We start from the raw sequence: 12,428 nt of genomic DNA on the forward strand, positions 1-12,428 counted from the left end.
GAGAGTTACCAATCCATCAGGGCTAACCTGGCTTCGGCTAGCGAACGGGAAACGACTGCAAGCGATTCCGCGCGCACACCGGCGATCTGCGCGCCCAGATAGGCCGGAACGCCGGTCAAGGAGACCTCCAACAGCGCCGCCTCGACCCGCACGATCACATCCCCTTCCCGGCGGTCCCGGATCGGCCGGAAACCCACCGAAAACGCGTCCACCACACCAGCTTTCACATTCGCCAGGGCCTCGTCGCCGTCCGGGGTGTTCGCAAGCTCGAACGCCCCGAACAAGCCGTGAGGCTCCTCACGCAGCTCGACGGCCCGGCCAACCGGGTAGCGGGTTCGAGCGTCGTGGGAGACCAGCAGCTTCACCTTGTGGCCGCGCTCAGCGATGGAGCGCCGAAAAGCGCCAGGAGCGAACATTTCCCGGAACTCGCCGTCGAGGTCGCGGACGGTGGTCACCTCGCCATAAGGCACGATGACGCCGTACACGGTGCGGCCCTCACCAGGCCGCAGCTCGGCCGTGCGGAAAAGGATGCTACTCAAAATTCGGCCACCGCCTAGCAGACGCAAGAAACGCGCGGAATCGCTTGTGGCGCATGGCGGCCGCTATCCGGGTTCCAGCCGCCCCGCGGCGACTGCCCGGCGTCGGCGGATGCCGAGATGCCAAACTCGATTGTATCACACACAAAAGGTCATCACCGGTCTGGGGCGAACGGGTTGAACTCGTCGTCGTCGGGGTCCCCCGCCGCCGCCAGCACAGCAGCCAAATTCGCCTCAGCGCTTGGCGTGCACCCCAATTCGCGCGCGAGCACCAAAACGTCCCTCGTCGCGGCCCGGGCCGCGGCCACGGCAGGATGCACCGTCACCCGTCGGCTGCGGGCGTTCGTCGCGATGAAACCCTGTTCACGGTAGGCTGTTACAGCCTGCATGAGCTGATCCCAGGCGACGCAGAAGGAGGTCAGCACCCCAAGGTCGGACTCCTTCAGCAGGTTTAATGCCGCAAGCTCGGGAACGACGCGCCCCCACATGTCTTTAGCGCCTGGCGGCAACCAATCCGGGCATTCCGGCGCAACACGCTCGAACGCCGCCGGTGGTGTAACCCGCCGGCCGCCAGAATCACGGCCCGGCGAGCGGCCGCCGAGGAGTTTCAACTGCGCCGGCGCCGGCGCGGGACCACGCCTACCCATTTTCAACACCACCCTCCTCTTTCCGGGTTTCGGGTCGCGAATGCCATGATGCCAAAAAACGCCCCATAAAACTTGAGCGCGCACACGCTCTCCCACCGTGGCGGTGTCCGGTCGGGCGGTTGCTGGCGATGGCAACCCACCCCCCCTACCTGCGGGTTTCGGGTTTTCACTGTTTGCTGTCGGGTTCGTCGGGGAAGTGATACGGATGCCAGCCGAGCTTCATCCCCGCCTCAAGCCGGCGCTGCTCATCGTCGAGATGCATCGACAACAGCGCCAGTTCGGCTGTGTCGTCGTCGATTTCGTGTGATGTCGCCACCATCTCGGCGTACGCTCGGCGGATAGCCTCGAGGTCGCGCTGCCGTTGGGCGCGGCGCTGCTCGGCGGACGGAACGTCGGCCGGCCAACCATGTTGCCGCCCAACGCGATTCCGACGCGGGGCGTTGAGCCCTGCGGCGATGGCTGGCTGGCGTTTAGTGCGCTTGTGGGTCAATGATGGGCTCCTTTCTCCCTGGAAAATGATGTGATCGACGGTGTTCCGGGTGTCCGACAGTCGGGTTCTCTCGGCGGGCTCACGGCGGATCACCCCGGTCGACGGCCGCCGCCGCGGCGGCCGTCGCGGCGAACAAAACGGCCGCGACGCCGTGCGACTCCGCCACAGCGCGGACCAACGCTCGCGCAAGCTCGACGGCCGCGGTCCGCCATGCGCCCGCGGCGTCGCCGGCCAGCGCGGCGGCCGAAGCCTCGACTGGCGGGCCGCCGACAAGCTCGTCCGCGGCGGCCAGCAACGTCCGAGCAGCCAACGCGTGGCCGCTCATCGGGCGCCGTCCCGAGCGCTAGCCGCCGCTCGACCTCGGCAGGGCCGGCATTTGCCGGCGGCCTTGGCCTCAGTACTGAGGAGCTTGTTGGGGCATCCCGGCCCGGAGCACAGCGGCGCGTCGCCGTTGGGGTGCCCGTTGGGCGCCGGCGGCTCGTACGGCAAGTCGCCCGCCTCCGGGAGATCGGTTGCATCGGTTGCGCCGGTTGCATCACCGGGATCGCCAACCGGCGGTGAAACCGCGGAAACCGCGGAAACCGATAAATCTCGTTCCTCGGGGGTTTCGTCGTCGGCAGAGAGATACCGGGACCACGCATCCTCGAACTGGGTCCGCGAATACCCTTTGTAGGGTGGTTCGCCACCACTGTGCTGGAACTTCGGCCCGATGCCGTATCTGCCGAGCCGGGTCGCGAGGCCGCGCGCGTCGAGCGGGTCGCCGCGGCGGATGGAGCCCCACGGTCCCTCCTCCATCCGGTTCAGTCCGGTCAGGATGTCGCTGGTGCGCATCCGGTCCCGGTCGCTGAAGACTCGACGGATATCCCGCAGCAGCAGCACGCCTATGCTGGGCTTGGCTCCTCGATTTGCGGTTGCATCCGTTTCTGCGGTTGCACGGGCGGTTTTGGGCCAGTGCCCGCCCGCGGTGTCAGCAACCGCAACCAGGGACTCCCAGACGTCGGCGCGCCGGTCGGTCACCCCGTCCGGCATCGCCGGCCAACCGCTTTCCAGCGGGTTAATGGCGGCCGCCCAGTTCGCCAACCGGTCGTGCAGCTTCTCGGCCTCGGGGCCGTTGACGCGGGGGCGCCACGGCTCCACGGGTTCGGTTGGTGCCCTCCTGCGCATCCTCACCACGATCGACCGAGACATGATGGTGTCGGGCAGGTCGTCGAGGCCGGCCAAGGCGACCGCACAGTACGCTGGCAGTTCCTCGGTCTCAACGATCTTGCCGCGGATGACGCAGCGGCCCGCGACGGCTCCCTTGCGGTGGCCGGCGTTGATCACGCCGCGAATTTCCTCGTGTTCTTTAGCTTTCGGGCCAAACAGGGTGTCACACTCGTCGTACAGGACGGTCGGCCGCCCGACCGGATCGGCCACCCGACGGAACAGGTAGGCCGGTGTGCAGTTGATGGCATGCACCGGCCGGGGCACTAGCGGTTCCGTGACTTCGAGTGCGCGGCTCTTGCCAGAGCCGGGTTCCGGTGACAAAAAAGCGATTCGGGGCGTTGAGTCCCACGCCTCCATAAACCAGCAATGCGCAATCCAGAGGGTGTGCGCGATCAGTTCATGGTCGCTTGGATAGACTACGAACCGCCGCAAGAATGCCCTAATGTCGTCGAGCAATTCGGCGCCGACCGGCGGCATCGGCTGGCCGTCCTCGTCACACCAGATCGGGTCGGGATAGTCACGGCCGTAGGGGATGTCAGCCATCTCAGACCACCACCCGCCGAATGTAGGCGTCACGCCGACGCTGGATCTCCCGAGAGACCGCCGGCCAGTCGGCGGCGGCGGATACGTCACGTGATGCCTCGGCCGACGCGGCCTGGCACGTCTCCACCCGGAGTGCCCAATGCCGAGCAGCGTCGCAGATCGCGGCCCATTTGACCGGGTCGGTGTCGTCGAGGTCGCACCACGCCGGGGTGCCGGCCATCGGCCATTCCACGGCGGCGGCCAGGGTCGGTGCGACATACTCGTGCACCGACCACCACGACACGGCGCGGGACGCGGTAGGATCGGTGCTAGACGGTGTGGCGACTGTCGCGGGTGCCCGGTCCTCTGTGGCCGGGCATCGTCGCGTCGGCGGCGACCCGCCGACGGCGGTCATGCGGCACCACCGAACGGGTGCATGGCGCCGTCGACCTCATCGCGGCGCAGACGGACGAGGCGGGTGCCGGAGCGGTATCCGCGTAGGCGGCCGTCGGCGATCATCTGGCGGACCGTGCGGTCGGTGACCGCTAGATATTCGGCGGCCTCACTGATCGTGATGTACCGCCGTGACAACGGGGGAGCGTCTGCCATGCCGGGCCTTTCGGTCTCGTGAGAGACCGTCCACCCGAGACTCGGCGACGGGAACGCGCACATGCGCGCACCGGAAAATTTACCCGCCTAGCTGGCTCAAGCGCAAGCATAATGCGCTGAACGGAATTACGTGTCGCGCCTCTGCTATTGATGGATCGTCAGCGTCGGGGATGGTCGACGTTCTCAGCTCGTGAAGCTTCGCCCCGAAACCGTCGAGGATCGCCGCGGCGGTCATCTCGGATATCGGCGCATACTTTCGGCATGCCCGGCATTCGAGTTTCCACTCGATATGGCGGCCCCACTGTGTTTCGGTGAAGCGGGTGTTCGACCGCATCTGTATGTGCCCGCCGGCGGGTCGTTCGTCGTCGATCCAGGCGATGATGAGCGCTCCCGGTTCGTCGTCGCAGTTGCACATAACTACGTACTTAACCGCATCGGCCATCATCACATCTCCTGGTTCTCGGCCAGTTTGCTTAACAGTGCGGCGATTTCGCGGTCCCGGCCCTTGGCGGCGTGCTGGTAGCGGAGTGCGGCGCCGGCTGTGCTGTGTCCTAGCCGCTGCATCAGTTCGGCCAGTGTGGCGCCGGTGGATGCAGCCAACACGGCGCCGGAGTGTCGAAGGTCGTGCACCCGTAAGTCTGGTCGGCCGGCGGCTTTTCGGGCCTTGTAGAACATGCGGTACAGCGCCGAGGGTGCTAGGTGACGGTTGGGGTCGTTGACCGATGGGAACAGCAGGGACTCCCGGCCGGGGTTGACGTGTTTGTGAAGGTGGTCTTCGATGGCGGGTATCAGATGTGGCGGGATACTTATGTCGCGCACTCCCGCATCGCTTTTCGGTGTCGTCACCTTGAAGCCTTCGCCCACCCGAACGACAGCCCGCCGCACCCGCGCAACCTCGCCGTGCAGGTCGATGTCTTTGCGGCGTAATTCGGTCAGCTCGCCGTAGCGCATGGCCAGCCATGCCGCCATCAGCACGAACGCCTGGTAGGGGTCGGGCATGGCTTTGGTGATGGTTTCCAGCTCGTCGAGGGTGGCGGGCCTGATCTTGTGGACGCGGCGGGCGGTGGACGCGCCTGAGATGCGGCAGGGGTTGGAGTCGATCAGGTCGTCGGCCAAGGCGGTCTGCATGATTGCGCGCAGCAAGCTGTAGGAGTGTGCCCGCATGGTCGGTGTGCCCACGGCGGTGGTGGCGTACCAGCGGCGCACGGCGGCCGGGGTGATGTCGCGTAGGTCGGTGTCAGCGAAGGTGGCCAGGATGTGGTTGTCCAGCAGTTTGCGATAGTGGGCGCGGGTGCGGTCCTTGATTCCACGCTGCTTCAGCCATCCTTCGGCGTACTCACCGAATGGGGCTCCGGGGCGGTCTTCCTGACCCGATGCCGGGGACCATAGTTGTCGGTCGATTTCGCGGCGGCGGTCGGTGAGCCATGCTTCGGCGTCGATCTTGGCGTTGAAGGTTTTGGGGGCGATGTACACGCGGCCGTCGGGGCCGGTGTAGCTGGCTTGCCAGCGGCCGGAGTTGAACTGTCGGATGCGACCGAATTTGCGTCTCTGACGCTTGCCGGTTTGCGTCACTGTCGTCCCCTGTCCCGCGCAATAAACGCGCAATAAGAGACTACATCAGATGCCGCTTGCTTCCGCACGCTTCCGGGGGTACTGTTGTCTATGTCGCCTGGTCAGAGGCTTTCTGTACAGGTCAGACAGTATCCCACCGGCCCACTAGTGAAACTGGTTCAATCCCAGTATCGCGCACCACGATTGACCTGCGGTTTCATCCACAAAATCTGGGCTGCGTGAACTAAATGTGAACTGACTCGGTGCAACCACCGAAAGGTTCCTCTGTTCCGTGCCCACGCCGACACCGACGGTGACCCCACCAGATGCGCCTGCCGCCCGCTGGCTAGCCTGGCCTGTTGCTGCAAGCGCCTGGTCGACGCCCGCTATCACGCTGTTGTCGCGTCCACCGAACTCACCGAGGCACGCCGCACCCGCGCAACCGAGCTGACGGAGCTGATCACCACCGCGCTCGCCTTCTGCGAACGGCTGCAAACGGTCGTTGAGGGTGACCGGCGGGCTGAGGTGACCCGATGAGCGGCGGCTGGCTCGCCGAGCACCTCGGCCTGTCCACAAACCGGCTCCGGCACGAACTCGCAGACCGGCTCGACGCGCACTACGGGCCACCCGCACAGAACAGGGAGCTCGCGCGGCCGAGCCTGCGGATTATCAACGAGGGCACTGATGGATGACCTGACGCGGCTCCGGCGCGAGCTTCTGGACCGATTCGACGTGCGGGACTTCACAGACTGGCCTCCAGCATCGCTGCGAGCCCTCATCGCGACCTACGACCCCTGGATCGACATGACGGCCAGCCCGCCACAGCCTGTATCGCCCGGAGGGCCTCGACTCCGACTCGTGCGATTAACCACCAACCCATCCGCGAGAGCAGCCCCTATCGGAAACGGTGGGGACTCTTCTGTTTGCGCTGGTGAGAAACAGTGCCGCCCACCGTAGCGGCCTGCGCGTGGCAATTGACCGACCTGACCCGAGTAGCCGCCAGTGGGCTGTAAGCCATTCTTTACGGCAGCCTGTTGTAAAGGTAACGTTTACACGTGGAGGTGAGGGCTAGCGCCCGCAAGCACGGCATCAACGACGACGCCATGCTCCACGCATACCGCAACGCGCTGCGCTACGTCGAACTGGAATACCACGGCGAAGTTCAACTGCTGGTGATCGGCCCCGACCAAACCGGGCGCCTTTTAGAGCTGGTCATCCCAGCAGACGAACCACCCCGGATTATCCACGCCAACGTACTACGCCCGAAGTTCTACGACTACCTGAGGTGATGAGATAAGAGTGAAGCACAAGACCGACATTGACGAGTGGCTCGACACGATCGAGCCCAACCCGGCCGACGCCCACGATGCCAGCCACCTGCGGCGCATCATCGCCGCGAAAGAAGCGGTCCAAACAGCCGAATCTGAGTTGCGGGCCGCAGTGAATGCTGCCCGCGCCGCCGGCGACACCTGGGCAGCCATCGGCGTCGCCCTCGGCATCACCCGCCAGGCCGCGTTCCAACGGTTCGGGCCACACAGCACAGCGAGCCCCTAAACCGGCGCGCCTCCGCGGTGGAGTTGACGACGACCAGACAGGGCCGAAGCGGAGTCACAGCGTCTGGCCGACACACGTGGCGTCGTGTTTGCTAGGCATGGGTTTTGTGTTTGCTGTCCCCCACAACCCCAGACCCGTACAAATCCCCAGACCCCTACACACAGCGACACGGCGACCCGCCGTCTCCTGAGTGTGTTTGCTAAAATTTCGTTTGTTCTGGTCGATCACTTATTGTGTTTGCCGGTTTTGGCGATGGGCTTGATTCCTCTGACAGCAACACCAGTTGGCCCCTTCCTGGCCAGGACGTGATAGACCACGCTGGTGGGTCATGCGCACCGGAGCACCCGATGATCGTCGTCCGTACGGCCGAGGCGGCCGAGCAGGCCCTGACTGAGGGCCAGCTGGTCTGCCCCCGCCGCGGATGTGGCGACACCTTGCGGCGGTGGCGATATGGACGGCGCCGGCATGTGCGCAGCCTCGGCTCGCAGGTGATCGATGTGCGGCCCCAGCGGGTGCGTTGCCGCAGATGCGAAAGCACCCATGTGCTCCTGCCAGCGGCGCTACAGCCACGCCTAGGGCGCGGCGGCGGCGGCCAGTTACGTCCAGGGGTGTGGTGTACGGGCAGGTAAGGCCGGTGGGCGTGTCGTAGCCCAGTAGTGGGCGGTCATCGCGTGATCCTTCGAAACGACCAGCAAAAGTCAATCGAAGGAAATGACGCAATGACCTCTTCTCATCTTATCGACACCGAGCAGCTTCTGGCTGACCAACTCGCACAGGCGAGCCCGGATCTGCTGCGCGGGCTGCTCTCGACGTTCATCGCCGCCTTGATGGGGGCTGAAGCCGACGCCCTGTGCGGGGCGGGCTACCGCGAACGCAGCGATGAGCGGTCCAATCAGCGCAACGGCTACCGCCACCGTGATTTCGACACCCGTGCCGCAACCATCGACGTCGCGATCCCCAAGCTGCGCCAGGGCAGCTATTTCCCGGACTGGCTGCTGCAGCGCCGCAAGCGAGCTGAACGCGCACTGACCAGCGTGGTGGCGACCTGCTACCTGCTGGGAGTATCCACTCGCCGGATGGAGCGCCTGGTCGAAACACTTGGTGTGACAAAGCTTTCCAAGTCGCAAGTGTCGATCATGGCCAAAGAGCTCGACGAAGCCGTAGAGGCGTTTCGGACCCGCCCGCTCGATGCCGGCCCGTATACCTTCCTCGCCGCCGACGCCCTGGTGCTCAAGGTGCGCGAGGCAGGCCGCGTCGTCGGGGTGCACACCTTGATCGCCACCGGCGTCAACGCCGAGGGCTACCGAGAGATCCTGGGCATCCAGGTCACCTCCGCCGAGGACGGGGCCGGCTGGCTGGCGTTCTTCCGCGACCTGGTCGCCCGCGGCCTGTCCGGGGTCGCGCTGGTCACCAGCGACGCCCACGCCGGCCTGGTGGCCGCGATCGGCGCCACCCTGCCCGCAGCGGCCTGGCAGCGCTGCAGAACCCACTACGCAGCCAATCACGGTCGACACAATGCATAACGTCAACCTACTGTTGACGTCATGCCGGAGCCCACACCCACCGCCTACCCCGTCCGCCTCGACGAGCTCATCAACGCCATCAAACGGGTGCACAGCGACGTGTTGGACCAACTCAGCGACGCCGTCCTGGCCGCCGAGCATCTCGGCGAAATCGCCGATCACTTAATCGGCCACTTCGTCGATCAGGCCCGCCGCTCGGGCGCCTCCTGGTCCGATATCGGCAAGAGCATGGGCGTCACCAAACAGGCCGCGCAAAAGCGGTTCGTCCCCCGAGCCGAAGCCACCACACTGGATTCAAACCAGGGCTTCAGGCGTTTCACGCCGCGGGCCCGCAACGCCGTGGTCGCGGCCCAAAACGCCGCGCACGGAGCCGCCAGCAGCGAGATCACCCCCGATCACCTGTTGTTGGGAGTGCTCACTGACCCGGCCGCACTGGCCACGGCGTTGCTTCAGCAGCAGGAGATCGACATCGCAACCCTGCGTACGGCGGTCACGCTCCCCCCGGCAGTCACCGAGCCGCCTCAGCCGATCCCGTTCAGCGGCCCGGCGCGCAAGGTCCTCGAGCTCACCTTCCGCGAGGCGCTTCGGCTGGGCCACAACTACATCGGGACCGAACACCTGCTGCTGGCACTGCTAGAACTCGAGGACGGGGATGGGCCGTTGCATCGATCCGGCGTCGACAAGAGCCGCGCCGAGGCCGACCTGATCACCACGCTCGCATCGCTCACCGGCGCCAACGCTGCCGGCGCAACCGATGCCGGCGCAACCGATGCCGGCTGAGGCGAGCGACCCCTCCCCTTCGCGGCGCCGCGTGTGCAATCATGCGAAGGTCCCCCACCGGGAGCCGAGGAGGCACAGATGCGCCACTGGCTGATCGTCCTCGCTACGCTGCTCGTCGCCGCCGCGGGCGTTGCGGCCGCCAACGACGTGCCCCGTGCGTGGGCCGGCGACGCGCCGATCGGCCACATCGGCGACACGCTGCGTGTGGACACCGGCACCTACGTCGCCGACGTCACCGTCAGCAGCGTCGTACCGGTCGATCCGCCGCCGGGATTTGGCTATACCCGCAGCGGCGTCCCGGTCAAAAGCTTCCCCGACAGCTCAGTGACCCGCGCCGACGTGACGGTCCGCGCGGTCCGGGTGCCCAACTCCTTCATCTTGGCCACCAATTTCAGCTTCACCGGAGTAACGCCGTTTGCCGACGCGTACAAGCCGCGGCCGTGCGACGCATCCGATTGGCTCGACGCCGCGTTGGGCAACGCGCCACAGGGCTCGATCGTTCGCGGCGGGGTGTACTGGGACGCCTACCGCGACCCGGTGTCGGTTGTCGTGCTGCTGGACGAGAAAACCGGCCAGCACCTCGCACAGTGGAACCTTTGACCTGCGCCTCGAGATCGCCACGGCCGACGTGACCGACGCCGACGAGTTGGCCGCCGTCGCCGCACGCACCTTCCCGCTGGCGTGCCCACCAGCGGTCGCCCCGGAGCACATCGCGTCGTTCGTCGACGCCAACCTGTCGTCGGCCCGGTTCGCCGAGTATCTGACCGATCCGCGGCGCGCCATCCTCACCGCCCGCCATGACGGCCGAATTGTCGGTTACGCCATGCTCATTCGCGGTGACGACCGGGACGTGGAGCTGTCCAAGCTGTACCTGCTGCCGGGTTATCATGGCACCGGAGCCGCTGCGGCATTGATGCACAAGGTGCTGGCTACCGCCGCCGACTGGGGCGCGCTCCGGGTGTGGCTGGGTGTCAACCAGAAAAACCAACGCGCACAACGCTTCTACGCGAAGACTGGTTTCAAGATCAACGGCACCAGGACGTTTCGACTGGGAGCCCACCACGAGAATGACTACGTCATGGTTCGCGAGCTTGTATGACCCCCGCCGTCAGGGCCAGCAGGCGAGATGTGGCCCGCAGGTACTTCTTTCGGTATCCACCGGCCAGCATTTCCTCGCTGAAGATGGTGTCCAGCTTAGCGCCGGACGCCACCACCGGAATGCCGGCGTCATAGAGCCGATCAACGAGCGCCACCAACCGCAGCGCAACGTTCTGGTCGTCGATGCCGTGCACGCCGGTCAGAAACACCGCGGTCACACCTTCGATCAGGGTCAGATATCGCGACGGATGCATGGTGGCCAGGTGCGCGCACAGCGCGTCGAAGTCGTCAAGGGTCGCCCCCTCAACACGTGCGGCACGCGCGGCCACCTCCTCGTCGGACAGCGGCGCCGGTGCCGGCGGCAGATCACGGTGTCGGTAGTCCGGACCCTCGATCCTCACCGTGGTGAAAATGCTTGCCAGGGTGTTGATCTCGCGTAGAAAGTCCTGGGCGGCGAAGCGGCCCTCGCCGAGCTGTTCGGGCAGTGTGTTGGAGGTGGCGGCCACCGAAACCCCCCGCTCGACCAGAGCCGAAAGCAGCCGGGAGATCAGCGTGGTGTTGCCCGGATCGTCCAGCTCGAACTCGTCGATACATAAAGCGGTGTAATTGGCCAACAGATCGATACAGTCGGCGAAGCCGAACACACCGGCCAGCTGGGTCAGCTCACCGAACGTCGCGAATGCCTTTGGACATGTCGGCGCGTCCGGGCCGGTTCCAGGCAGCTGGTAGTAGGCAGAGGCCAGCAGGTGCGTCTTGCCTACCCCGAACCCACCGTCCAGGTACAGCCCCACACCGGGCAACACGTCGCGCTTGCCGAACCATTTCTTGCGGCCTGCACGCCGCTCGACGGCCTGCCGGCAAAAGTCCTGGCACGCCACGACGGCGGCCGCCTGGGTGGGTTCAACCGGGTCAGGTCGATACGTCGCGAAGCTCACCTCGGCGAACGTCGGAGGCGGCCGCAGTTGGGCGATCAGCCGCACCGGAGACACGGTCGGATGCCTGTCCACCAGGTGGTCCACCGAACCGCAAGCTTCGGAGGCAGACCCGTGCATGGTGGCACTGTAGCGACGTGCTGCAATCAAGGTCATGCCCGACTCTGGTCAGCTCGGAGCCGCTGACACCCCGCTAAGGCTGCTCAGCTCGGTGCATTACCTCACCGACGGCGAACTCCCCCAGCTTTACGACTATCCGGATGACGGCACCTGGTTGCGGGCGAACTTCATCAGCAGCTTGGACGGCGGCGCTACCGTCGATGGCACCAGCGGGGCGATGGCCGGGCCCGGCGACCGATTCGTCTTCAACCTGTTGCGTGAACTTGCCGACGTCATCGTGGTCGGCGTGGGCACCGTGCGCATTGAGGGCTACTCCGGCGTCCGGATGGGTGTCGTCCAGCGCCAGCACCGGCAGGCCCGAGGCCAAAGCGAAGTTCCGCAACTGGCAATCGTCACCAGGTCCGGTCGCCTTGACCGTGACATGGCGGTATTCACCCGGACCGAGATGGCACCGTTGGTGCTCACCACCACGGCGGTCGCCGATGACACGCGCCAGCGGCTCGCGGGCCTCGCCGAGGTGATCGCGTGCTCCGGCGACGATCCGGGCACGGTCGATGAGGCAGTGCTCGTGTCCCAGCTCGCGGCTCGCGGTCTGCGCCGGATCCTTACCGAAGGCGGGCCGACGTTGCTCGGGACATTCGTCGAGCGTGACGTGCTCGACGAGCTGTGTCTGACGATCGCCCCCTACGTCGTCGGCGGCCTGGCGCGCCGCATAGTGACGGGACCCGGGCAGGTGCTGACCCGGATGCGCTGTGCCCATGTCCTCACCGACGACTCCGGCTACCTGTACACCCGCTACGTCAAGACCTGAAACAGCTGGACGTGAATGCCCGCCTCCTCACCGACCCACTACGCGGCCC

Annotated in this window: 20 protein-coding genes and 2 other annotated features; of the genes, 8 read left to right on the top strand and 12 right to left on the bottom strand. The window is 66.0% G+C overall.

What is annotated here, in order from left to right:
- Positions 1–5: 5 nt before the first annotated feature.
- The 11 genes from Rv2651c to Rv2661c form a co-directional block, all read right to left on the bottom strand.
- Positions 6–539, bottom strand: a complete 534-nt coding sequence (locus tag Rv2651c; RefSeq protein ID NP_217167.1) for a prophage protease — start codon at positions 537–539, stop codon at positions 6–8.
- A 152-nt stretch (positions 540–691) separates the two neighbouring features.
- Positions 692–1,318: a prophage protein gene (locus tag Rv2652c; protein ID NP_217168.1), complete on the bottom strand. Its 627-nt coding sequence runs from the start codon at positions 1,316–1,318 to the stop codon at positions 692–694.
- A gap of 31 nt (positions 1,319–1,349) precedes the next feature.
- Positions 1,350–1,673: a toxin gene (locus Rv2653c; RefSeq protein NP_217169.1), complete on the bottom strand. Its 324-nt coding sequence runs from the start codon at positions 1,671–1,673 to the stop codon at positions 1,350–1,352.
- Positions 1,674–1,752: 79 nt separating this feature from the next.
- Positions 1,753–1,998 (bottom strand): antitoxin, encoded by a 246-nt coding sequence (locus Rv2654c; RefSeq protein ID NP_217170.1) that lies wholly within the window; start codon positions 1,996–1,998, stop codon positions 1,753–1,755.
- Complete coding sequence (locus Rv2655c; protein ID NP_217171.1) at positions 1,995–3,422, bottom strand: prophage protein; 1,428 nt, start codon at positions 3,420–3,422, stop codon at positions 1,995–1,997. The genes Rv2654c and Rv2655c overlap by 4 nt, the downstream gene beginning before the upstream one ends.
- 1 nt (position 3,423) lies before the next feature.
- Positions 3,424–3,816 (bottom strand): prophage protein, encoded by a 393-nt coding sequence (locus Rv2656c; protein ID NP_217172.1) that lies wholly within the window; start codon positions 3,814–3,816, stop codon positions 3,424–3,426.
- On the bottom strand, positions 3,813–4,073 hold the full coding sequence (locus Rv2657c; protein ID NP_217173.1) for a prophage protein: 261 nt from the start codon (positions 4,071–4,073) through the stop codon (positions 3,813–3,815). Before Rv2657c ends, Rv2656c begins: the two co-directional genes overlap by 4 nt.
- Before the next feature lie 16 nt (positions 4,074–4,089).
- Positions 4,090–4,452, bottom strand: a complete 363-nt coding sequence (locus Rv2658c) for a prophage protein (protein ID NP_217174.1) — start codon at positions 4,450–4,452, stop codon at positions 4,090–4,092.
- Between the two features lie 2 nt (positions 4,453–4,454).
- Positions 4,455–5,582: a prophage integrase gene (locus Rv2659c; RefSeq protein ID NP_217175.1), complete on the bottom strand. Its 1,128-nt coding sequence runs from the start codon at positions 5,580–5,582 to the stop codon at positions 4,455–4,457.
- Between the two features lie 144 nt (positions 5,583–5,726).
- The gene (locus Rv2660c; RefSeq protein NP_217176.1) at positions 5,727–5,954 is read right to left on the bottom strand and encodes a hypothetical protein; all 228 of its coding nucleotides are present in this window, start codon (positions 5,952–5,954) and stop codon (positions 5,727–5,729) included.
- Positions 5,951–6,340: a hypothetical protein gene (locus Rv2661c; RefSeq protein NP_217177.1), complete on the bottom strand. Its 390-nt coding sequence runs from the start codon at positions 6,338–6,340 to the stop codon at positions 5,951–5,953. The genes Rv2660c and Rv2661c overlap by 4 nt, the downstream gene beginning before the upstream one ends.
- On the opposite strand from Rv2661c, the gene Rv2662 reads away from it, so the two are divergent.
- From Rv2662 to Rv2669, 7 genes are all read left to right on the top strand, one after another.
- Complete coding sequence (locus Rv2662) at positions 6,246–6,518, top strand: hypothetical protein (protein ID NP_217178.1); 273 nt, start codon at positions 6,246–6,248, stop codon at positions 6,516–6,518. The two genes, Rv2661c and Rv2662, sit on opposite strands and share 95 nt — an antisense overlap.
- Positions 6,519–6,616: 98 nt before the next feature.
- Positions 6,617–6,850: a hypothetical protein gene (locus Rv2663; protein ID NP_217179.1), complete on the top strand. Its 234-nt coding sequence runs from the start codon at positions 6,617–6,619 to the stop codon at positions 6,848–6,850.
- Positions 6,851–6,860: 10 nt separating this feature from the next.
- Positions 6,861–7,115, top strand: coding sequence for a hypothetical protein (locus Rv2664; RefSeq protein ID NP_217180.1), 255 nt, complete (start codon positions 6,861–6,863; stop codon positions 7,113–7,115).
- Positions 7,116–7,462: 347 nt separating this feature from the next.
- Complete coding sequence (locus Rv2665; RefSeq protein ID NP_217181.1) at positions 7,463–7,744, top strand: hypothetical protein; 282 nt, start codon at positions 7,463–7,465, stop codon at positions 7,742–7,744.
- Positions 7,710–8,618 (top strand) — a mobile genetic element (IS1081'-4, len: 909 nt. Defective Insertion sequence IS1081 element; truncated at 3'-end.). It overlaps the preceding gene by 35 nt.
- Positions 7,783–7,797 (top strand) — a repeat region (15 bp Inverted repeat at the left end of IS1081:TCGCGTGATCCTTCG, right end copy is missing). (Overlaps the previous feature by 15 nt.)
- A gap of 41 nt (positions 8,619–8,659) precedes the next feature.
- On the top strand, positions 8,660–9,418 hold the full coding sequence (gene clpC2, locus Rv2667; protein YP_177897.1) for an ATP-dependent protease ATP-binding subunit ClpC: 759 nt from the start codon (positions 8,660–8,662) through the stop codon (positions 9,416–9,418).
- A gap of 78 nt (positions 9,419–9,496) precedes the next feature.
- Positions 9,497–10,018, top strand: a complete 522-nt coding sequence (locus tag Rv2668; protein ID NP_217184.1) for a hypothetical protein — start codon at positions 9,497–9,499, stop codon at positions 10,016–10,018.
- 28 nt (positions 10,019–10,046) lie between these two features.
- A complete protein-coding gene (locus Rv2669; RefSeq protein NP_217185.1) occupies positions 10,047–10,517 on the top strand; it encodes a GCN5-like N-acetyltransferase in 471 nt (156 codons plus the stop codon).
- On the opposite strand, the gene Rv2670c is transcribed toward Rv2669, so the two are convergent.
- Entirely contained in the window at positions 10,495–11,604 is a 1,110-nt protein-coding gene (locus Rv2670c; protein NP_217186.1) for a hypothetical protein, read from the bottom strand. The genes Rv2669 and Rv2670c overlap by 23 nt on opposite strands.
- Between Rv2670c and ribD the strand changes: the two genes are divergently transcribed.
- Entirely contained in the window at positions 11,603–12,379 is a 777-nt protein-coding gene (ribD, locus tag Rv2671) for a bifunctional diaminohydroxyphosphoribosylaminopyrimidine deaminase/5-amino-6-(5-phosphoribosylamino)uracil reductase (protein NP_217187.1), read from the top strand. The two genes, Rv2670c and ribD, sit on opposite strands and share 2 nt — an antisense overlap.
- Positions 12,380–12,428: the final 49 nt, after the last annotated feature.

The organism is Mycobacterium tuberculosis H37Rv (genome assembly GCF_000195955.2).
Classification (GTDB): Bacteria; Actinomycetota; Actinomycetes; order Mycobacteriales; family Mycobacteriaceae; genus Mycobacterium; species Mycobacterium tuberculosis.